The sequence below is a fragment of the Bacillus sp. FSL L8-0167 genome (assembly GCF_038630295.1).
GTDB classification, from domain to species: domain Bacteria; phylum Bacillota; class Bacilli; order Bacillales; family Bacillaceae; genus Bacillus; species Bacillus safensis.
In genome coordinates this window covers 548,430-567,693 of sequence record NZ_CP152027.1, presented here as the reverse complement: position 1 = coordinate 567,693, position 19,264 = coordinate 548,430, and the positions used below count along the sequence as shown (strand labels likewise).

General features: G+C 41.2%; 23 protein-coding genes and 1 pseudogene. 8 read left to right on the top strand and 16 right to left on the bottom strand.

Annotated features, from left to right (window positions below; all coding sequences use genetic code 11):
- Nucleotides 1–35 precede the first annotated feature (35 nt).
- On the top strand, nucleotides 36–599 hold the full coding sequence (locus MHB66_RS02800) for an XRE family transcriptional regulator (protein WP_034284073.1): 564 nt from the start codon (nucleotides 36–38) through the stop codon (nucleotides 597–599).
- 33 nt (nucleotides 600–632) lie between these two features.
- Here MHB66_RS02800 and MHB66_RS02795 read toward each other — a convergent pair whose 3' ends face one another.
- From MHB66_RS02795 to MHB66_RS02770, 6 genes are all read right to left on the bottom strand, one after another.
- Entirely contained in the window at nucleotides 633–926 is a 294-nt protein-coding gene (locus tag MHB66_RS02795) for a hypothetical protein (protein ID WP_046314009.1), read from the bottom strand.
- Nucleotides 927–1,276: 350 nt separating this feature from the next.
- The gene (locus MHB66_RS02790; RefSeq protein WP_024425426.1) at nucleotides 1,277–2,329 is read right to left on the bottom strand and encodes an LLM class flavin-dependent oxidoreductase; all 1,053 of its coding nucleotides are present in this window, start codon (nucleotides 2,327–2,329) and stop codon (nucleotides 1,277–1,279) included.
- Nucleotides 2,330–2,346: 17 nt separating this feature from the next.
- On the bottom strand, nucleotides 2,347–2,970 hold the full coding sequence (locus MHB66_RS02785) for a nitroreductase family protein (RefSeq protein ID WP_034284077.1): 624 nt from the start codon (nucleotides 2,968–2,970) through the stop codon (nucleotides 2,347–2,349).
- On the bottom strand, nucleotides 2,954–3,427 hold the full coding sequence (locus MHB66_RS02780) for a MarR family transcriptional regulator (RefSeq protein ID WP_034284080.1): 474 nt from the start codon (nucleotides 3,425–3,427) through the stop codon (nucleotides 2,954–2,956). Before MHB66_RS02780 ends, MHB66_RS02785 begins: the two co-directional genes overlap by 17 nt.
- A 108-nt stretch (nucleotides 3,428–3,535) precedes the next feature.
- Nucleotides 3,536–4,078: a dihydrofolate reductase family protein gene (locus MHB66_RS02775; protein WP_034284082.1), complete on the bottom strand. Its 543-nt coding sequence runs from the start codon at nucleotides 4,076–4,078 to the stop codon at nucleotides 3,536–3,538.
- Nucleotides 4,079–4,156: 78 nt separating this feature from the next.
- Complete coding sequence (locus MHB66_RS02770) at nucleotides 4,157–4,708, bottom strand: TetR/AcrR family transcriptional regulator (RefSeq protein ID WP_034284083.1); 552 nt, start codon at nucleotides 4,706–4,708, stop codon at nucleotides 4,157–4,159.
- A gap of 149 nt (nucleotides 4,709–4,857) precedes the next feature.
- Here MHB66_RS02770 and MHB66_RS02765 point away from each other — a divergent pair, with 149 nt between their 5' ends.
- The 3 genes from MHB66_RS02765 (at nucleotide 4,858) to MHB66_RS02755 (ending at nucleotide 6,481) form a co-directional block, all read left to right on the top strand.
- Nucleotides 4,858–5,481: a GNAT family N-acetyltransferase gene (locus MHB66_RS02765; protein ID WP_046314005.1), complete on the top strand. Its 624-nt coding sequence runs from the start codon at nucleotides 4,858–4,860 to the stop codon at nucleotides 5,479–5,481.
- Nucleotides 5,482–5,549: 68 nt separating this feature from the next.
- Nucleotides 5,550–5,945 (top strand): VOC family protein, encoded by a 396-nt coding sequence (locus MHB66_RS02760; protein WP_024425420.1) that lies wholly within the window; start codon nucleotides 5,550–5,552, stop codon nucleotides 5,943–5,945.
- The gene (locus tag MHB66_RS02755) at nucleotides 5,942–6,481 is read left to right on the top strand and encodes a GNAT family protein (protein ID WP_034284087.1); all 540 of its coding nucleotides are present in this window, start codon (nucleotides 5,942–5,944) and stop codon (nucleotides 6,479–6,481) included. Before MHB66_RS02760 ends, MHB66_RS02755 begins: the two co-directional genes overlap by 4 nt.
- On the opposite strand, the gene MHB66_RS02750 is transcribed toward MHB66_RS02755, so the two are convergent.
- Complete coding sequence (locus MHB66_RS02750) at nucleotides 6,478–6,747, bottom strand: YesK-like family protein (protein ID WP_034284090.1); 270 nt, start codon at nucleotides 6,745–6,747, stop codon at nucleotides 6,478–6,480. The genes MHB66_RS02755 and MHB66_RS02750 overlap by 4 nt on opposite strands.
- 41 nt (nucleotides 6,748–6,788) lie before the next feature.
- On the opposite strand from MHB66_RS02750, the gene MHB66_RS02745 reads away from it, so the two are divergent.
- A complete protein-coding gene (locus tag MHB66_RS02745) occupies nucleotides 6,789–7,262 on the top strand; it encodes a GNAT family N-acetyltransferase (RefSeq protein WP_034284091.1) in 474 nt (157 codons plus the stop codon).
- Here the strand turns inward: MHB66_RS02745 and MHB66_RS02740 are convergent.
- From MHB66_RS02740 to MHB66_RS02730, 3 genes are all read right to left on the bottom strand, one after another.
- Nucleotides 7,254–8,042 (bottom strand): GNAT family N-acetyltransferase, encoded by a 789-nt coding sequence (locus MHB66_RS02740; RefSeq protein ID WP_046314003.1) that lies wholly within the window; start codon nucleotides 8,040–8,042, stop codon nucleotides 7,254–7,256. The genes MHB66_RS02745 and MHB66_RS02740 overlap by 9 nt on opposite strands.
- 140 nt (nucleotides 8,043–8,182) lie before the next feature.
- Nucleotides 8,183–9,385 carry an MFS transporter gene (locus MHB66_RS02735; RefSeq protein WP_046314001.1) on the bottom strand — a complete coding sequence of 401 codons (1,203 nt, stop codon included), beginning with the start codon at nucleotides 9,383–9,385 and terminating at the stop codon, nucleotides 8,183–8,185.
- 31 nt (nucleotides 9,386–9,416) lie between these two features.
- Nucleotides 9,417–10,022, bottom strand: a complete 606-nt coding sequence (locus MHB66_RS02730) for a TetR/AcrR family transcriptional regulator (protein ID WP_034284099.1) — start codon at nucleotides 10,020–10,022, stop codon at nucleotides 9,417–9,419.
- Between the two features lie 420 nt (nucleotides 10,023–10,442).
- On the opposite strand from MHB66_RS02730, the gene MHB66_RS02725 reads away from it, so the two are divergent.
- Both MHB66_RS02725 and MHB66_RS02720 read left to right on the top strand, forming a co-directional pair.
- Nucleotides 10,443–10,895 (top strand): helix-turn-helix domain-containing protein, encoded by a 453-nt coding sequence (locus MHB66_RS02725; RefSeq protein WP_034284102.1) that lies wholly within the window; start codon nucleotides 10,443–10,445, stop codon nucleotides 10,893–10,895.
- 56 nt (nucleotides 10,896–10,951) lie between these two features.
- Nucleotides 10,952–11,845, top strand: coding sequence for an alpha/beta hydrolase (locus tag MHB66_RS02720; RefSeq protein ID WP_046313997.1), 894 nt, complete (start codon nucleotides 10,952–10,954; stop codon nucleotides 11,843–11,845).
- A 35-nt stretch (nucleotides 11,846–11,880) separates the two neighbouring features.
- On the opposite strand, the gene MHB66_RS02715 is transcribed toward MHB66_RS02720, so the two are convergent.
- The 6 genes and pseudogenes from MHB66_RS02715 to MHB66_RS02690 all read right to left on the bottom strand — a co-directional run bounded on the left by MHB66_RS02715 (nucleotide 11,881) and on the right by MHB66_RS02690 (nucleotide 18,246).
- Nucleotides 11,881–13,029 (bottom strand): type II asparaginase, encoded by a 1,149-nt coding sequence (locus MHB66_RS02715; protein ID WP_046313995.1) that lies wholly within the window; start codon nucleotides 13,027–13,029, stop codon nucleotides 11,881–11,883.
- Nucleotides 13,030–13,907: 878 nt separating this feature from the next.
- Entirely contained in the window at nucleotides 13,908–14,669 is a 762-nt protein-coding gene (locus MHB66_RS02710) for an SDR family NAD(P)-dependent oxidoreductase (protein ID WP_046313993.1), read from the bottom strand.
- A gap of 166 nt (nucleotides 14,670–14,835) precedes the next feature.
- Nucleotides 14,836–14,964: pseudogene (locus tag MHB66_RS02705) on the bottom strand (MmcQ/YjbR family DNA-binding protein); the annotation flags it as partial.
- Between the two features lie 103 nt (nucleotides 14,965–15,067).
- Entirely contained in the window at nucleotides 15,068–15,961 is an 894-nt protein-coding gene (locus tag MHB66_RS02700; protein ID WP_046313991.1) for an alpha/beta hydrolase, read from the bottom strand.
- Nucleotides 15,962–16,154: 193 nt separating this feature from the next.
- Nucleotides 16,155–17,594: a DHA2 family efflux MFS transporter permease subunit gene (locus MHB66_RS02695; protein WP_046313989.1), complete on the bottom strand. Its 1,440-nt coding sequence runs from the start codon at nucleotides 17,592–17,594 to the stop codon at nucleotides 16,155–16,157.
- A 79-nt stretch (nucleotides 17,595–17,673) separates the two neighbouring features.
- A complete protein-coding gene (locus MHB66_RS02690; RefSeq protein ID WP_046314028.1) occupies nucleotides 17,674–18,246 on the bottom strand; it encodes a TetR/AcrR family transcriptional regulator in 573 nt (190 codons plus the stop codon).
- A 271-nt stretch (nucleotides 18,247–18,517) separates the two neighbouring features.
- Between MHB66_RS02690 and MHB66_RS02685 the strand changes: the two genes are divergently transcribed.
- On the top strand, nucleotides 18,518–19,246 hold the full coding sequence (locus MHB66_RS02685; protein ID WP_046313988.1) for a glycoside hydrolase family 16 protein: 729 nt from the start codon (nucleotides 18,518–18,520) through the stop codon (nucleotides 19,244–19,246).
- Nucleotides 19,247–19,264 lie beyond the last annotated feature (18 nt).

Sequence of the window (19,264 nt, the reverse complement as noted above, 5' to 3'; positions counted from 1 at the left end):
TCTTTATAAAGTAAATAGAGAAAGGAGTTTTTTTCATGGAAGACGTACAATCGATTATTTCTAAAAATGTGAGGCTACTTAGAGATCAAAAAAAATTGAGCCTCGAAAAGATGGCAGAATTAACTGGTGTCAGCAAGACGATGATTGGACAAATTGAAAGAGGAGAATCGACCCCTACCATCACGACTTTGTGGAAAATCGCCAACGGATTAAAAGTATCTTTTAGTGAGCTCATTCACTCACCGCAGCCTGAAATCAAGGTAGTACGCAAGGAAGATGCACAGGTTTTAACTGAGGACGACGGACGATATCGTGTGTACACGACTTTTCCTTTTGATAACCGGGGGAAATTTGAAATGTACCGAGTGGAAATTGATCGAGGCGGGTCGCTTCGTGCGAGTGAACACATTGGGGGAACAGAGGAATTGATCACTGTTTTTGAGGGAGTCCTTGATTTATCCATTGGTGATGAACAATACACCTTAAAAGCCGGAGACTCTATTCGTTTTAAAGCGGACCGGACGCACACGTATCAACAAACCGGGGAACAAATGGTCCGAATGCAAATGATTCTTTATTATCCTCATGAAAAAAGCTGACAGGCTTGTCCACCTGTCAGCTTTGCGTTTTATTTAATTAAATCCTGGATCGCGTACCACTGTTCCAGTAAATGTGACACTATATTTTCCTAATCCTAATTCTTTAATAAAGGTTTGTTTTAAAATCCCGACCCAGCCATCCTCTGCATATACAATACTTTCTGGGATGTTTGATGTCGTATATGTTCTTGTTACTGAAACAGTTCGACTGGCCTGAGCCGTTATTTCACTGTTTGTTTGCTCCTTTGCTTCCACTGGAGCAATTGTGACTCCAGCACCCGTTAAGACAATTGCTCCAACCAAAACAGAAGACATGACCTTTTTCATAAAAAAATCCCTCCCTTTTTTGTTGAACGTATAAACTATACCATAATTTAGAACTTTTGTAAGTTTATTTTTTAATTATTTTGAAAATTATGATATCATTGTCTTATGCTGGATAGAGCGTGTTACATACTTCTATGCTTTTATCCTCATCTCAATCTAGTGAAACAATTGTGAACGGAGGTGATTTCATGAAAAAATGGCTCATCTGTTTTCAACTTGTTTTCCTCTTCACTTTGACGACCACACCATTTGCTTCTGCCGCCTCATGTCCTACAGTGAAACCATGTGTCATTGATCCTTAAGCATAAGAAAAAGCCGATCAAGCCTATTCTCTTGATCGGCCTTTTTATTTATTTTTGCTCTGCTTCCCAGCGGGCAACCTCTTCTCTTACTTTAGGAGCCACTTCTTTTCCAAATAGCTCAATGGCTTTTAGCACTTGATCATGCGGCATTGAACCAACCGGTACATGAAGCATAAAACGTGTGATGCCTACATTTTTTCTAAGGTGAATGACTTTCTCTGCCACGGTATCTGGATCTCCTACATACAGCGCGCCTTCTAAAGTTCTGGCTGCATCAAACGTAGAACGAGTATAAGGTCCCCAGCCTCGCTCTCTCGCTAATGTGTTCATCACATGCTGTGTAGATGGGAAGAATTGATCTGCTGCCAGGTCTGTTTCTGCCGCAACAAATCCATGAGAATGTGATGCTACAGTTAATTTCTCAGGGTCATGTCCAGCGTGCACTGCCGCTTGCTTGTACAGCTGAACGAGCGGTGCGAACTGTCTAGGACTACCGCCAATGATTGCAAGTACAAGTGGTAACCCTAGTAATCCAGCACGTACGACGGATTCACGGTTTCCTCCACTGCCGATCCAGATTGGAAGCGGATCTTGAACAGGTCTTGGATACACGCCAACATCCTGAATGGACGGGCGGTGCTTTCCGCTCCATGTGACACGCTCTGACTGCTGTAATTTGAGCAGCAAATCAAGCTTTTCTTCAAATAATTCTTCATAGTCATCCAGGTCATAGCCAAAGAGCGGAAATGATTCAATAAATGAACCACGGCCTGCCATAATTTCTGCACGTCCGTTTGATAGTCCATCCAGCGTTGCAAAATCCTGAAAGACACGAACAGGATCTGCTGATGAAAGGACTGTCACTGCACTTGTCAGACGAATATTTTTTGTTTGTGTGGCTGCAGCCGCTAAGACGACAGCTGGATTCGATGCGGCGAAATCCTCACGGTGATGCTCACCTACGCCAAATACATCGAGACCGACTTGATCTGCTAAAATAATTTCTTCTACTACTTCTCGAATACGCTGTGCGTGACTGACTGTTTTTCCTGTTTGAAAATCGGGTGTTGTTTCAACAAATGTACTAATTCCTAGTTCCATGATGGGAACCCCCTATCTTATAAATATGTCACAAATTCAGAAACTGGCTTTCTATAGCCTCTCGCTTGTCTGCTCTCTACTTTTTCTTTTCCGAGTGTAATCATTAACACAGGAACCAAATCTGATTGAATGTTTAATACCTTTTTCATTGTTTCGGGATCAAAACCGATCATCGGGCAAGTATCCCAGCCTTTATTTTTAGCGGCAAGCATAAACAGCATGGCAGATAATGAAGCATTGCGGATTGCCTCTTCCTTCTGGAAATCTGCTCCTCTCTGCTCATAAAAGCTCACGGTCTCTCTGACCATTTCTTCATATTGCTGCGCATTGATAATGCCTAGCATTTTTAGGCCTTCATATATGTTCCCTGCGTGCTCATAAGCATTTGGATCTCCGAGTACGATGATCGCTGCTGAAGCAGAGTGCACTTTATATTGTCCAAATGCCGCTTCTCTTACTTGTTCTTTCAGCTCTTCTGTTTGGACGACAACATATTGTGTGTGCTGTAAGTTAAAAGCGGATGGTGCCAGCTTGACCTCTTCAAATATGCTGTTAAGCTCTTCTCTCGAAATCGAGATATTTGGCAAAAAATTTGATGCGGATCGTCTTTCACGTACCAACGTATCAAAGCTGAGTGTCATCTTGTTTCCCCTTTTCGCGAAGTTGTTTTGCACCTAAACCGATTTTTTTCAGTAATTCAATGAGCTGCTCTTTTTCTTCTATTTCAATAAAGGCTAGATTTTGTGAAATGACCTCTGTGTGTTTAGGGAAAATGTCGTCAAACAATTGCTTCCCTTTTTCCGTCAGCCGTACATGAAAGACCCGCTTATCTGAAGGCGCACATTGCCTTTTCACCAGTTCTTGTTTTTCTAGTTTGTTCACGACATATGTCATGCTTCCACTTGGGATTGACAGGATGTCGCTGATTTTTTGAACAGGCTGAGGCCCTTTACTGTAGAGCAATTCTAGGATTTGAAAGTTTTCAAATCCGATATCATAACGTTCAATGTCTTTTTGGATATTTGTAAAAAGGGCTTGATAGGCTTTCATCCACACGCGGAATAGCCTTAAATCTAATTCATGATCATGCTGCACCATGGCAACTACTCCTTTTTCAAGAAATCCTAAAACTAGGATAAATTTATCCTAACACTAGGATATTTTCTTGTCAACGAGTTTATTTCATAAAAAAAAGACCACCTTGGTTCAGTGATCCTCTTCTTTTAAGATAAAATGCATTTCAGCAATTTGCTTGTATTGATGTACTCCCTGTAATGAAAACCTAGATTCCAGATCCGCCGGTGAAAATAGAGGAATTCCTCTTCCAATCATGACAGGTACGATTTGAAGAAAAAGCTCATCAACCAATCTTGCTTGTATGAAAGATTGAAGCAGTCCCCCGCCGCCGACAATCCAAATATGCCGGCCTGTTTCATTCTTTAATTTTTTGACAAATGATAAGATATCTTCGCGAATGATATGCGTTCCTTCCAAACTGTCTTGTAACGTACGTGACATGATATAACAAGTCTTTCCTTCATAAGGAAACCCATCTGGTGACAGCTGAAGCACTTGTTCATATGTATTGCGCCCCATGATCAGCGTATCGACTGACGCATAAAAGGTGTCATAGCTCGTTTCTTCTTCGCCCTCTGTCCCTATCAGCCAATCGAGGCGGTGATCCTCTCTCGCTAAATATCCATCGATACTCATCGCCCCATAAAAAAGCAGCTTCCTTTTCTCACTCAAACCCACCACTCCCTTTCTCTGAATAAGAACATACATTCTAATCAATTGTATCAGAAAGGAAAGACAAAGGATACATGTTTACGATTCCTGTTCCACCTTGACGAGTAGCTCATATAATTTATGCGCGAGCTTGCCGGCATCAATGGTCATTTCTTCATGAATCCATTCCTCGAGTACACCCACGACACCAGACACGACAAAAGAGGCCTCGATTTGTTCATTTTCTGTAATCGGCCGCTGATCATGCTGCCACTCTTTCATGATTTTTTCTTTGAAAAATGCTTTGAATTGATTGGTGGTTGGGCCATTTGGTTTTACAAATAACGTCAACATAGATTGATTCTCTTTTAAGTACTCCGTCGTTTTGTTTAAAAAGGAAAGCATATCAAGAGGGTCCTGACTTGGAAAGGTTTCATCATATAATCCCCCGAGCTGATCGAATAGTTCTTTCTCAAGCTGTTCATATAAATCAAACACATCTTGATAGTGCAAATAAAAGGTTCCCCTGCCTAAATCCGCTTTCCTTGATAGCTCTGATACCGTAATCTGCTGCACTTCCTTTTCCTTTAACAGCTCAAGAAAGCTTTCCCGAATGGCTCTTTTTGTTTTGATTGTTCGTCTATCCTTCATGACATCCCCTCCATTGCTGAACAATCAGGCGCCAAATGTCTATTTATGAACAGGATTTCATCCATTGCCGATGTTCGATTGGTTTACTTCTTATTATAATCAACACATGTTCAATAATCTATATGTGTTCAGTAAAGGAGGACCATCATATGTTTCATTTCAGACTTGCTAGAGAGGATGAACTGCCTCAAGTGGCAGAGTTGTTAGATGATTCGTTTCAGGACTATTCATTTTTTGACCTATTATGTGAAAAGGTCAAAAACCGGTCTGCTTTCGCTCGTCAACTGCATTTGGTCAATACAAAGGTGTATTTTCAGCATCAAATCTGTTTGGTCGGGGTTGAGAACGAAAAAATTGTGACTGCTGCTCTTTTAAAGCATCCGCGTCTTCCTGAACCAGGCGTCATGGATTATGTGCTGTCAGGTGGGTTAAAGCTGCTCTTCACTGGCGGTATATCGGCGGTTCAGCATGTGTTCCGTGTGTTAAAGGAGGCGAAAAAAGCATGTTCTTCCTTAAAGCAGCCTTACTGGTATTTAGAAGCACTTGTCGTGGCAAAAGACGAGCAAGGGAAAAAACTCGGAAGCCGCATGTTAAGGCAATGCCTTTTTCCCTTTATCGCCCGGCAAGGCGGCGGACTGTTCACACTGATGACACACAACGAGGCCAATCGTCATTTCTACCGGAAAAATGGCTGGATGGAGTTTGATGAAAGGGTACTGCGCGGAAAGGAAATGTCCTTGGAAAGCTGGAGCTATAAAACCGTGATTAAATAAGGTATCCTCGTCAGGTGATGATATAATAGAGTCAGTTCAATCAATGATCATACTTGGAGGAGAAACTGATGATACGACGACTTGATCATATCGTGTTGACTGTACAACATATGGAGGACACCATTCGCTTTTATACAAACGTATTAGGGATGAAGGAAGAAACTTTTGGTGAAGGCCGTAAAGCGCTTCGTTTTGGTTTACAGAAAATCAACCTTCATGAAGCTGGTCATGAATTTGAGCCAAAAGCGGCTCATCCTCTTCCTGGATCCCATGATTTGTGCTTTATCACCGATTTAGACATGGACAGTTTGCTGCTGCACCTCCGGAAGCAAGTGGTCCCCATTGAAGAGGGGCCGGTCAGACGCACCGGTACATTAGGTCCTATTGAATCTGTTTATATCCGTGATCCTGATCTGAATTTAATTGAAATCTCTCGATATATAGAGGAGGGTGATCCGTCATGACTCGTATATTTTTGAGACCGATTGAAGAGCAAGATTATCCTGGTATTCAAAGAGGATGCCAGCATGCAGAGACACTTTATATGACTGGCACACGCAAAACGTTCACACTAGAAGAAATCCGCTCCGCCTATACCCGCTTTTTGCAAGATGACAGCAGACGAGATTTCGCTATTTGTCTGCTAGACACGAAAGAGATGATTGGGGATGCGGCGATTGTGGACATTGATCCAATCAATCATACGGCAAGCTTCCGCATTGCGCTTCACGGGCCGGAGCATTTTCAAAAGGGCTATGGCACTGAAGCGGTTCGTATGGTTCAAGCATTTGCCTTTGACACATTAGAACTCAACCGTCTTGAGCTTGAAGTCTTTTCCCACAATCCAAGGGCCTTTCGAAGCTATGAGAAAGCCGGATTTCAATATGAAGGAAAAAGACGCCAAGCGCTCTATTTCAACGGTACATACTCAGATGTCATCATCATGGGCATCCTTCGTGAAGAATATAACCACATGATGAATACAGATGCTCCTGTTTAAGAAAAGTCGTCTTTTTTAAAAAATTGAATCCCAGTGACGATGATTAAACAAATAATGGAAGATAGAACGATAGAGACACTCGCTAGACTAAGCGCCATGCCTTCCCATCTGCCAATAAAGAAACTGACAATCAATAAAACCAAACCAAATAAAATCAAGCATATAGGGACAATGAACCCCGCATGGCGCTGCCGGCGTCTTTTCCCTGCCCACCATGAGAGACACAAGACAACGATTGTAAAAAAGGCGGTTTGCAGCCAGAACATGTGATATCAACTCCTAACCCATAACAATGGAGGTACTTCAAATGAACATTAGACCCATTGAGCAAAAAGACAACCCGTATATCGCAGCGATCATCCGCAGCTCACTAGAATCAGCGAATCTAGCGATTGAAGGAACAGCCTACACTGACCCCCAACTTGACCAGCTTTTCGAATACTATCAATCATTGACTCATGCAGCCTATTGGATTGCTGAAGAGCAGGGTGAGATTGTGGGCGGTATAGGGATTGCTCCATTTACAAATGGAGTATGTGAATTACAAAAGCTTTATTTAAGTCCAAAAGCACAAGGAAAAGGTGCGGGCAAAAAACTGATGGATACGGCGCTGGAATATGCCTCTACATACTATGAAACGTGTTATTTAGAGACGCGCCGGGAATTAACAGCGGCTATAGGTCTTTATCAGCGGTATGGCTTTTCTCTTCTTTCAGAACCGCTTGAAGGCTCTGAGCATTCTGCAATGGATGCTTGGTATCTCAAAACCTTCTCATCTTGAACCATAAAACAATCGATAGGTTTTGAGCCTCTGAAAGCCTAACTTCTCTGCTAGTTTGATTGAAGCTAGGTGATGGACATCGCAATCCCAATGCAGTGTCCTCTTTTTTTCAAGACAGATGCTGATCATATGCTGAGCTGCCAGCAGTGCCAAACCTTTTCCTCGATATGTTTCATCTGTCCAAATATCTATCTCCGCACGATCCTTACTTGAAAAAATAGAGACACATTCACTTACCACGTTCTCTCCATCTAAAATGGCAATCCCGATTCCCTTTGATAGAAAACGAGCTGTTTCTCCCCAATAGGCTTCGTAATAGCTGGGAGGAAAAGTCCTGCTTGCAGTCATCACCTGCTCATTTGTCCGCTCTACTCTATAGCCTTGATGAGGCTGAGTGGCATGAGAATATGCCTGTGAATAAACGTACGCATGTCTTTCCATTTCATTCAGATGTGACCCAAGACATTTTTTCATCATCGCATCTGTTAATGGATTTGCTGAAAATATGGTAAATCGGCCGTTTTGTCTTTTCTGCCTTTCGTACACATCCACGATAAAGGCTGAGCAGCGTAACAGCTCCGCTTCACTCCTTCCTGCTACATAATAAATGCCGCATGAAGCTTCGAGAAAATAAACAAGCGGATGCGCTTCATTATCTACATAAAGATTTCCTTGAATAAAACCATCCATGACCGCATCTACAAACACTGGATATGCCGGATCAATCTGCCGAATTCCTTTTTTCATTGATGGTGTCTTTTGCCGTTCTAAGAGATGCACGATTTCTCCTCCTTTCCTTCCATTATAAAGAAAAAGCTGCTGACATTCAGATCTCTTTTCAGCAAAATGAATTCTTCTGCATCAATAACGCAATTAAAAAAAGAGACCTTAGTTAAAAGGTCTCTTACTTCTGCATGACATTATTCTGCCGCTGCCTCTTCTGTCACTTTTCCCTTCCAAATCAGGGTTAAGCCTAATCCAAGAAATAAGACAACACCTGCGAATAGAAATGGGAAGTGAATATTTTGGTCAAATAAGATGCCGCCAAGTGCCGGCCCGAAAATCGTACCTAGGCTTGTGTAGGTGGAGTTCATTCCTGCGACAAATCCTTGCTGGTTGCCAGCGATTTTAGATAAGAAGGTCGTTAATGCTGGACGTAATAAATCAAACGCAAGGAAAATGACACATGTGACAATCAGAACAACCAAAAAGCCTGAAACAACAGTTGAAACGAAAGCAAGGACAGCCCCGATAATCAGACATAGCTGAATGACTCTTTTTTCTCCTAGGGCATTTACCAGTTTACCAAACACAAGTACTTGTATGATGACAGCCACAATCGAGCTGACGGTAATGATCACGGCAATATCTTTTGGACCAAATCCAAACTTATGATTTGTGAACAAGCTAAAGACTGTTTCATATGCAGATAGTCCAAATGCGAGGACAAACACAATGATAAAGGCGATGAGGTAGCTTGGATGAATTGATTTTTTCAAATCTTTAAAGAAAGTCGATTCTTTCACTTCATTCATTTGCTTCGCTCGCTCTTCTTTTGTTAAAGGCTCCTTCAGCATAAACATAGACGAAATAACGGCAATAAACGCAATCCCTGCCGCAAAGAAGAATGGCAGGCGTACGCCGTATTCTGCAATAAACCCGCCAATTCCCGGGCCAATGATAAAACCGGTACTAATGGCCGCAGAGACATAACCCATCGCCTTTGATCTTTCTTGAACGGTCGTAATATCTGCGACATACGCAGTGACAGCCGGCATAATAAATGCCGCACTAATACCGCCTAGAAGCCTTGCAACATACAGAACATACACGTGTGTACCAAGACCAAAAACGAGTTCTGATAATGCGAATAGAAACAGCCCAGACACAATCATAATCTTTCTTCCGTAGCGGTCTACCCATCTACCTGCAATAGGTGATGCGATGAGCTGAGCAACGGCAAACGCCGCCACAAGGTATCCCATTGTACTTCCTGTTAGATGCATGACATTCATGAATAGCGGCATGACAGGAATAATGAGACCGATGCCTAAGAACGCAATAAATATATTACTTAATAAAATAACGAGTACTGCTTTTTGCTCACGAATCGGTTTTTGCATGATGTTTGTTTCCCCTTTACTGACTCACTTGTTACTCATGATGGTTGATTCCGTGAATAAACAATGAGATCGCCTCTTTTTGTAACTCTTTCTTCTGCTCGATGGTGTCATTTTTATATAACACGTCTAATCCATAAAAAACGGAAAGTAATATTTTCACTTTTGACTCCACATGCTGGATTGACCAGCTGCCATCTTTGTTTCCTTCAAGTAAGATATCTCTCATCACATCATCAAAATCGACATCAATCTTGTTCAGCCGTTCCATGACTTCGTCTGATGTAAAGGCACTGGCACAAAATTCCTCACTCGCTCTCATTAATGGGTAGTTAATGCCCATTTGACTGAGCAGTTCTGCAAACCCGGCAAGCTTGTCGATAGCTCGGTTCAGTGTTTTCTTCTCCTCTTGCCACGTTTCCATCATCAAACGATGATCCTCTTCCATAATATGAAGAAACAAAAACTCTTTTCCTTTGAAATGATGATAGAGATTGCCTTTACTCACCTCAGCAGCCTCTAAAATATCGCGCACGGATGTTTCTGAATAACCTTTTTTTGCAAATAAATCACGTGAAGCGGTGACGATTTTTTGCTTCGTCTTCTCACTCTTTCCAGCCCCGCTTTGTGTACTTGTCATGTGTCACAATCCCTTTCTACCCTGCATTTCTTCATGCAGACTAAATAAAACCGACCAGTTGGTTTATTTTTTAATTATAAATGGATTTTCCTTATAATACAATGAAAAAGTCATCGACTTCATAAGGAGTGATCCATGTGAAAACAAACAAAACAGTCATTTGCGCTATCACCAAAAAGGACTTATATGTATTTTTCTTCTGCGACCTTTTCATGGCTACTTTGGTGTACTACGTGTTCAAATTCAAACCAACCACATTTTATGAATGTGCAGGGGTCATGGGAAGTATACTATGTCCCTTTTTGATGAAAAAGTGGATATACCGGTGATTTCCTTTCAAATATATCCGTCATTCATTTAATTCTTCTTTATATTTAACTTCACTTAAATATAAAGATTGCCTATAATAGAAGAGAGGTGATGTCATTGGATGAGGAAATCATTCATTACGGTAAAAAGATCATTGAATACTCGAATGCTCTAGGCTCAATTTATGTAGAAGAGTATCAACGATTTTTAAAACATGAGTATGCAGATTTATCAGCCAAACAAGAGCTGACGCTTGAGCTGCTGCGCACGAAAACGAGAACAATCAATGAATTAGCTGATTACTTTTCGATTTCTGCCAGCGCAGCTAGCCAGCTTGTATCAAAGCTTGAGCAGCTCGGCTATGTCAAACGAGAAATTAATCCACATAACCGAAGAGAAATCATTGTTGATTTTGCTCAAAAGGGCCATGACTACCACAAGAATACGGAAGACATTCAATTGCACCTTATTCAAAAATATTATGCAAAGCTTCCAAAAGAAGATTTAAAAACATTACTATCTCTATACGAAAAAATCTATCAGATTGCGAAAGAAGCACCTTAATACGGTGTTTCTCTCACTGATATTTAAGTTATCTAAACTATTAAGGGGATGAAAATATGCAAAGCATTCATTTACAAGATGGCCGGTACATTGGTTTGACTCAATACGGTGATCTTGAGGGGTTTCCAATTTTCTTTTTTCATGGAACACCTGGATCAAGAGTGATGTTTTTAGATGATGATCCAACCTCTCAAAAGCTCGGCATTCGTCTCATCTGTTTGGATCGACCTGGATTCGGTTTATCCACCCCTCTACCTGACCGCACAATTTTAGACTGGGCAAAAGACGTGGTGGAAGTGGCAGATGATCTTGGCATTCAACATTTTTCAGTGATGGGTGTATCTGGAGGCGGCGCATTCGCTGCTGGTTGTGCCTATCAATTGCCGGATCGCGTCCTTTCAGCCGCTCTGATCTCAAGCACAACCCCTTTTCAATGCGGAAAACCGCCGAAAAGTATGCTAAAAGAAAATAAATTAGCCTTTTTCCTTAGTAAGAAGTTTCCTTGGCTATTGAAAGCAAGCTATCGTTCCCAGAAAAAAATGATTGAGAACAAACCAGAGAAATTTAAGAAACTGGCCAAAAACGGGAACAAGCATTTACATCCATGGGATCGGCAATTCCTTCAAACCGATGAGCAGTTAGAGATGATGATGACACATTTATACGAAGCGACTCGTCAATCGGTGGATGAATGTATTCGTGAACCCATTTTACTCTCAAAACCATGGGCATTCGATATGAAAGATATTCAAATCCCTGTTGATGTATGGCATGGAAAAGAAGATACAATGGCTCCATTTGTAGAAATAGAAAAAATAGCTCAGGCGATTCCAAACGTCAAAACCCATTATATAGATCAAGCAGGGCACTTTCTTACTGATGTAGACGATATTTGGCGAGATATTTTACTCTCTTTAAAGGAACGTGCTGAACATCAGAAACATGCATAAAAAAAGACCCAATATGACTTGGGTCTTTTTCTTCATTAATACTGTTCATAATACCTTTGCACTTTAACTGGATCTTTTGTCTTCGTCAGTGCCAGCATGAGCAGAATACGTGCTTTTTGCGGGTTTAATGAATCAGAGGACACAAAGTGATGTTCATCATCCGTTTTTTCGCGGGTGACAATTCCATTCCCCGTACGGCTTGATCTCACAACAACCACATCTTTTTTCACTGCATCTGTTGCCCCTTTGATGGCTTCTGTAGACATCGTTCCATTTCCTGCTGCAGCCACGACAATCCCTTTCGCACCTGCTTTGACTGCGGCATCATACATATATTTTTGATCATTTTGATAGCCGTATAAAATATCAACTTGCGGCAATTCTTTTATCTTTGATACATCAAATTCACTTTCAGTCGTATGTTTTCTTGTCGGTTCGTTATAAAAGGACACCACTTCACCAGTAACTTCTCCGATGTATCCTTGCTCAAGTGACTTGAAGGCATCGGTTGTGGTCGTGTTTGTTTTTGTAACAAATCGAGCTGATGCAATTCGGTCATTTAATGTGACCATGACCCCTTTGCCCTTTGCTTCTTTGGCTGATGCAATTTTCACCGCATGATACAAGTTAAGCGGACCATCCGCACTGATTGCCGATGCTGGTCTCATTGAGCCAACGACCACCACAGGCTTATCACTTTTAACAACCAGATGTAAAAAGTAAGCTGTTTCTTCAAGTGTATCTGTTCCATGCGTGATGACAATGCCATCCACTTGATCATCTTTTAATAGTTCATTCACTCGTTTGGCTAATTTTAAAAGAAGAGCGTTATCAACATTTTCACTGCCGACATTCGCGACCTGCTCACCGGTAACATTTGCAATATCCTTCAGCTGTGGAACTGAAGCAATGACTTTATCAATGCCAAGTGAACCGGATTTATAGCCCGTCGTATCTGTATCACTGTCCGAACTGCCAGCAATTGTACCGCCTGTGGCTAATACCTTAATATTTGATAAGGACTTATTCCCTGTTTCAACCGCTTTGTTTTTCTCTTTTGTTTCACTGGATACGTTTTCTTTTTCGCTTTGAGTATTCTCTTGAGTGCCTGTGTTCGCACAGGCTGCTGTCACTAGTAATAAAACAGAAAGAAGGACAGCACCTAACCATTTTGTCATGTTCATTGGATCATCTCTTTTCCTCATTTGATGGATTTCATGGCTAAATCTCTTTCTATAGGCTTTACTTTATACCATACCTTCATTCATCGGCATGAGGCTAAAGATATAGAACCAAATAAAGGTAAAAAGGGCATTATATTAATGATTTATTCAATTCTTATTACCTAAATTTGCTGTAATTAAGTTGAGTATTGAAGGTGGCGTATTTTAAAAATAACTGATGCTTGTTAATGAATTTATGATAAAATATAGTAAATTTTACAAAAAAGGAGTATACATTTTGCATTCGCTTCAACCCTTTTACAAAATCCTAATCACTCTATTCATCAGCTCTATTTTACTCGGCTTGTTTGTCTGCTTATTTCCACCTATTCAAGCTGAGCCTACGTTTCTGATATTTTATATTCCTATCTTTTTTGTTTTTTATTTCGTCTTTGCGGTTCCTTTGCAGTTATTGTTTTCTTTGCAGCCAAAGGCTTTCCATCCTCTTTATTTAGCTGCGTATTTACTGATTGCAATGGTTGTCATGCTCTTTTTCATTGATGGAATTGGGAGTCAAGCGTCTTTACCCATCATCATCATGAGCAGTCTTATCTACTGGACTTGTGATTCTTTGTTTTATCAAAGAATGCATGAAAAAAACACCTAACGCGAAGGTGTTTTTTTCATTAGTTTCTTTAAAGCATTTTTCTCATCAAATAATCGGTATCCATTTTGAACGATCTTCCTAGGACGTACAAAATCCTTTTCTGTAAAGTGACAAAGGGCAATTTTTTAATGCTTAATCGCCTTCACTTGTTACATTTCTCCTATGCTTGACCACACAGCCAATCATGCCATAAAAAAATCACTGAGGAAATCTACCTCAGTGATGGGAATCGTTATTTCATACTTGTACCAGCATGTGAAAAGATCGGATCTTTTAATTCAAATTCGAATGTCTTTCCATCCACAATACCGACTGTTTTTTCACTATCATAAAGCTCAAGCAGACAAGCTGCCATTTCTTTTGATGTATGATATTTCTTGAAATTGCCTTCATATTCAAATTCGTCTACATCCAATGAACGCTTTGCAAATTCTGATTCTGTCGCGGAAGGTGCTAATATTTTCGCCTGTAATTTGGCTCCTTTTCCTTTCAACTCTAGTGCCAGTCCTTCTGTAAAGGCACTCACGTAAAACTTCGTGGCTGAATAGGTGACGGCATTGCCGACGACTGTATAACCGGCTCGTGAAGAAATGTTAATGAGCTGCGCTCCCTCTACTTGCTCATAATCACGAACAAATAAGGTGGATAGAATCGTTAATGCTTCGATATTCAGATGAAGCATATCCCTTATTTTACTTAAATCTTGTTCTCCTATAGAGCCAAAGTGACCAAACCCTGCATTATTAATGAACGTATCCAGCTCATAATCTGACAATGATTCATAAAATGAATACACTTGCTCTATGTTTGTTAAATCGACTGACTGTATGACTACTTTGATATCGGGATATTGATCATGAATCTTCTTCTTCAATTCTTGGAGTTTATCAAGCCGCCGTGCAGCTAATATAAGATTTTTCCCTCGTGCTGCAAAGGCGAGAGCCGCCTCATATCCAATACCTGAGCTTGCTCCTGTAATGACTGTATAACTCATTTTAAATCCCCCTATTCGCGTCTTCTAACTGGTTAAATTATAACGACAGCGTTTCGCTCAAGTCAATTTTGAAGAGAGTCAAAGGGCAGCATGTCTAACTTAGGACAGCTCCTCAGTCATTTCCTTTTGAATCATTTTGGAGGATATCATGTTGAGATTTTTTTGTTCATTTTTGAAAAACCAATTGGTAGGAATGTTCGATTAACTCCTCTACAAATGAGGATGGAATGTCTGCATCAAGGTAAATGGAATTCCAATGAGTCTTATTCATATAGTAGCCAGGGATAATTCCTTGAGGAAAGATATCTGACCCTTTTTACATTCACTTTTCTTTTTCAGAAACAGTAATAAAAGCACAGGCCCATTGTCTCCTGTGCTTTTGAATCACTCTACTTTTCTTATTCAAACGCCTTCTTTAATTGATCCCCCATCAGATGCCAAGCTTCTTCAGCTATGGCTAAATCTCCGGCGTGCGTGAAGCCGTGTGGAACGCCTTTAAATTGTTTGTACGTGACGTCTACCCCAGCTTCTTTTAACTTGGCAGCATATTGCTCGGCTTCTTCAGCCAGCGAATCCCTCTCTGCTGTGATGACGAGAGCTGGAGGCATTTGTGCTAAGGATGAACGATCTGCAAAAACCGGAGAAACGAGCGGATTGTGCGGATCTTGGCCTTGCAGATAGAAGGAATTAAAGAGTCTCGCCAATTCAACTGGGATCGCTTCTTCAAACGCTGGCTTTTGTGCTGGATCAGTGGCTAGATCAAGCGGCGGATAATCAAGCACTTGATAGGCAATTGGGAGTGTATTTCCTCTTTGAATATTCAATAGACAAGCAGCCGTTGCCAAATTTCCTCCTGCGCTATGTCCGCCAATGGCTAATGCATTCCGATCGATTTGAAGCTCCTCAGGATGTTCATACAGCCACTTCATTACATCGTAGCATTCATGAAGAGCGGCTGGGAAAGGGTGCTCGGGTGCAAGCTGATACTCGACATTGACGACGATACATTGCGCCCGGTCTGCAATGACTGGACACCAGGGATTATCCATTTTAGCACTGCCCATGATAAATCCGCCGCCATGTAAATTCACAAAAACAGGAAGCAGCTGTTTTTGTGTGTTCACTGGCTTAAATACCCACACCTTTGTTTCGCCAGCACTTGTTGGAATGTCATATTCCATTTTGTTCACTTCAGGAGGATTTACTGGCTTTAGTTCCGATTGACTCGCTAATGAACCTTCAGATGGCTGGCGTAATGACGCAGCGATTTTGATTTGTTCTTCTAAGTTCATGATCTCAGACTCCTATCTTATTCATTTCTTAGTTACTCATTCTTTTCCTTTTCCTCTTTTCCTCCTACTGAACCAACAGCAAATTTTCAATGTTCACTTTTTACCTATCTCCCCGTTTTTACTCTCTTTGAAACAAGCATTGAGCAAATAAAAAAGCACTGCGGCGCTATGCCCTCAGTGCTTTTCATTTCTCTTATGATACTTGTTGTTCTACCTTCACTCGTTTAATGAAGAAAGCAATAATCAAACCGATGATCGTCATGATCACTGCAAAGATAAATGCATGCTGGACGCCATTTGTAAAGGCGAGCAGCTGATTCACCGGATTTGCGGGATCAGACACATTTTCCATAAAGCTGCGGGCGCCTGAAGAAAGGATCGAGATACCGACCGCAGTACCAATGGCTCCTGACACCTGCTGCAATGTATTCATAATCGCTGTACCATGCGGATATAGCTCTGGCGGCAGCTGATTCAATCCATTTGTTTGAGCAGGCATCATGATCATCGCGATTCCGATCATTAAGGTAATATGAAGGGTGACAATGAATCCAATCGACGTATTCACACTTAGATTCGTAAAGCCAAACATCGTCGCTGCGACAATGACAAGACCTGGAATGACAAGCCATTTTGGACCAAACTTATCAAATAGACCACCCATGATTGGAGATAGGAGTCCGTTGATAATTCCACCTGGCAATAGCATTAAACCTGCTGTAAATGTAGAAAGCGCCAAGGATGTTTGCAGATACAATGGTAAAATCATCATAGCAGACAGCATCACCATCATACACACTAAAATCAGAAGTAACCCAATGACAAACATTGGATATTTAAACGGGCTTAAGTTCAGCATTGGTTCTTTCATGTTCAACTGTCTTAAGGAGAACACAAGAATCCCTATGACACCTACTACAATTGCCACGATCACATGCATACTGCTCCAGCCGCCGCCTTCACCGGCACTGCTAAAGCCATACACAATTCCGCCGAAACCAATGGTTGAAAGCACAATTGATAAGATATCGATTTTCGGTCTTGTTGGTTCTGTAATATTTTGCATAAAGATATAACCAAATACGAGTGCAGCCATTAATAAAGGAAGTGAAATCCAGAAAATCCAATGCCACGTCAGCGATTTCAGAATAAGACCGGAGACGGTTGGACCGACTGCTGGTGCAAACATGATCACAAGACCAATAATCCCCATCGATCTGCCTCGTTTATGAGGCGGGATGATGACCAAAATCGTATTAAACATCAATGGCAGAAGCAATGCTGTACCGACTGCCTGCACGACACGTGCTACCATTAAAATACTAAAGACCGGCGCAACCGCCGCAATAAATGTTCCGATGATCGAAAAGACAAGCGATGTAATGAAAAGCTGTCTTGTCGTAAACCATTGAAGAATGAGTCCTGAAATCGGTACGAGAATACCAAGTGTTAATAAATATCCTGTTGTCAGCCACTGAGCAGTCGTCGCTTCAATTCCAAAGTCTAACGTTAAACTTCTCAGCGCCATGTTTAATGCCGTTTCACTGAACAGGCCAATAAATCCAGCCGTGATAAAAGAAATAATTATGGGCAGCGTTCGAATGTCAGAAGCTGCTGCTTTCTGTTTGTTCATATTAAGTTGGCTCCTTTTCTTTTTCAATTTAGATGAACCTTAGGAAGTCAGGGTGGTCAGAAATGAGCCACTTTCATGTCTATTGAAAGACGGATAAAATCTGTTTTTCTGCAGCAAATTGAGCGATTCTTTCGATTGAATAGCCGGATTCATGTATATAAAACATGAGCTCAGGCGTCATTGGAGAGGACATACATAACGTTGTCAGTTCTATGTCCTGTATGTTCGCTTCTCCCTTTTCTCTCGCTTCTTCAAGCAAATCACGAATGATTTGTCTAAGTGATTGACTGTAATGACTCTCATACACTTTACTTGTCTGCTCTAAACTCCCAGAGATTGTGAGCATCCGAATCCAGTCTAAATGGTGACCGACGATGAGATGAATTTCTTCAAGAACGTAGCGCAAACGTTCACGGACCGGCTGATCACTTATTTTGCTCAAGTAAAGATGCAAAGCTGGTATCAGCTGTTCAAATCTCTCCCCAAGGATAGAAAGGCACAAATCACTTTTATTGGCGTAGCGGCGGTAAAGAGTACCCTGCCCAACACCAGCTGTTTTCGCAATTTTATGCATGCTGACATTTTCTACACCAAATTCTTGAAACAAGGAGAATGCAATCTCTTCAATTTCCTCCCCAATATCCTTTTCCACCATGCTCACCTTCTTTACCTTCATCCACATGACACTTATCTCTATGTGTTAAATCAAAACACTTTAGGTTTTTCTTAGGACAATTGTCCCGATATTATCTTACGGACAACTGTCCGCAATGTCAATCATTATTTTTTACTTATGATCCTTCTTTCAATTCTATTAAATAATGCACACTGTTTATCATTATTTAGACCGATTTTCCCTTTTGAAAGAATCATGTATGATCAATAAAGAAAGCGCTTCCATAAAAGGAGAGGAGAATGCGAATATGTACCGTATGAAACGAATGTTGATGCTGCTTGTCACTGGATTAGTCTTGAGTTTGTCCACATTTACAGCGGGTGCCTCGGCACAAACGGGTGGATCGTTTTATGAACCTTTTAACAACTATAATACGGGGTTATGGCAAAAAGCCGATGGATACTCGAATGGAAACATGTTTAACTGTACGTGGCGTGCAAATAACGTGTCGATGACCTCATCAGGTGAAATGCGTTTATCGCTCACAAGTCCCGCCTATAATAAATTTGACTGCGGAGAAAACCGCTCCACACAAACTTACGGCTATGGGCTATATGAAGTCAACATGAAGCCAGCCAAAAATGTGGGGATCGTCTCTTCTTTCTTCACTTATACGGGACCGACTGATGGCACGCCTTGGGATGAGATTGACATTGAATTTCTAGGAAAAGATACGACAAAGGTACAGTTTAACTACTATACCAATGGTGTAGGAAATCATGAAAAGATCGTCAACCTTGGTTTCGATGCAGCGAACTCTTATCACACGTATGCATTTGACTGGCAGCCAAACTCTATCAAATGGTATGTCGATGGACAATTAAAGCATACCGCCACCACTCAAATTCCTCAAACACCAGGGAAAATTATGATGAACCTGTGGAATGGTGCAGGTGTCGATGAATGGCTCGGCTCCTACAACGGTGTTACCCCGCTCCACGCACATTATAACTGGGTGCGTTACACAAAAAGATAACTCTATCAAAAAACCTGT

Coding starts and splice junctions, on each gene's coding strand:
- MHB66_RS02800 (WP_034284073.1), top strand. CDS start 36: ATGGAAGACGTACAATCGATTATTTCTAAAAATGTGAGGCTACTTAGA.
- MHB66_RS02795 (WP_046314009.1), bottom strand. CDS start 926: ATGAAAAAGGTCATGTCTTCTGTTTTGGTTGGAGCAATTGTCTTAACG.
- MHB66_RS02790 (WP_024425426.1), bottom strand. CDS start 2,329: ATGGAACTAGGAATTAGTACATTTGTTGAAACAACACCCGATTTTCAA.
- MHB66_RS02785 (WP_034284077.1), bottom strand. CDS start 2,970: ATGACACTCAGCTTTGATACGTTGGTACGTGAAAGACGATCCGCATCA.
- MHB66_RS02780 (WP_034284080.1), bottom strand. CDS start 3,427: ATGGTGCAGCATGATCATGAATTAGATTTAAGGCTATTCCGCGTGTGG.
- MHB66_RS02770 (WP_034284083.1), bottom strand. CDS start 4,708: ATGAAGGATAGACGAACAATCAAAACAAAAAGAGCCATTCGGGAAAGC.
- MHB66_RS02765 (WP_046314005.1), top strand. CDS start 4,858: ATGTTTCATTTCAGACTTGCTAGAGAGGATGAACTGCCTCAAGTGGCA.
- MHB66_RS02760 (WP_024425420.1), top strand. CDS start 5,550: ATGATACGACGACTTGATCATATCGTGTTGACTGTACAACATATGGAG.
- MHB66_RS02755 (WP_034284087.1), top strand. CDS start 5,942: ATGACTCGTATATTTTTGAGACCGATTGAAGAGCAAGATTATCCTGGT.
- MHB66_RS02750 (WP_034284090.1), bottom strand. CDS start 6,747: ATGTTCTGGCTGCAAACCGCCTTTTTTACAATCGTTGTCTTGTGTCTC.
- MHB66_RS02745 (WP_034284091.1), top strand. CDS start 6,789: ATGAACATTAGACCCATTGAGCAAAAAGACAACCCGTATATCGCAGCG.
- MHB66_RS02735 (WP_046314001.1), bottom strand. CDS start 9,385: ATGCAAAAACCGATTCGTGAGCAAAAAGCAGTACTCGTTATTTTATTA.
- MHB66_RS02730 (WP_034284099.1), bottom strand. CDS start 10,022: ATGACAAGTACACAAAGCGGGGCTGGAAAGAGTGAGAAGACGAAGCAA.
- MHB66_RS02725 (WP_034284102.1), top strand. CDS start 10,443: ATGTCATTGGATGAGGAAATCATTCATTACGGTAAAAAGATCATTGAA.
- MHB66_RS02720 (WP_046313997.1), top strand. CDS start 10,952: ATGCAAAGCATTCATTTACAAGATGGCCGGTACATTGGTTTGACTCAA.
- MHB66_RS02715 (WP_046313995.1), bottom strand. CDS start 13,029: ATGAACATGACAAAATGGTTAGGTGCTGTCCTTCTTTCTGTTTTATTA.
- MHB66_RS02710 (WP_046313993.1), bottom strand. CDS start 14,669: ATGAGTTATACAGTCATTACAGGAGCAAGCTCAGGTATTGGATATGAG.
- MHB66_RS02700 (WP_046313991.1), bottom strand. CDS start 15,961: ATGAACTTAGAAGAACAAATCAAAATCGCTGCGTCATTACGCCAGCCA.
- MHB66_RS02695 (WP_046313989.1), bottom strand. CDS start 17,594: ATGAACAAACAGAAAGCAGCAGCTTCTGACATTCGAACGCTGCCCATA.
- MHB66_RS02685 (WP_046313988.1), top strand. CDS start 18,518: ATGTACCGTATGAAACGAATGTTGATGCTGCTTGTCACTGGATTAGTC.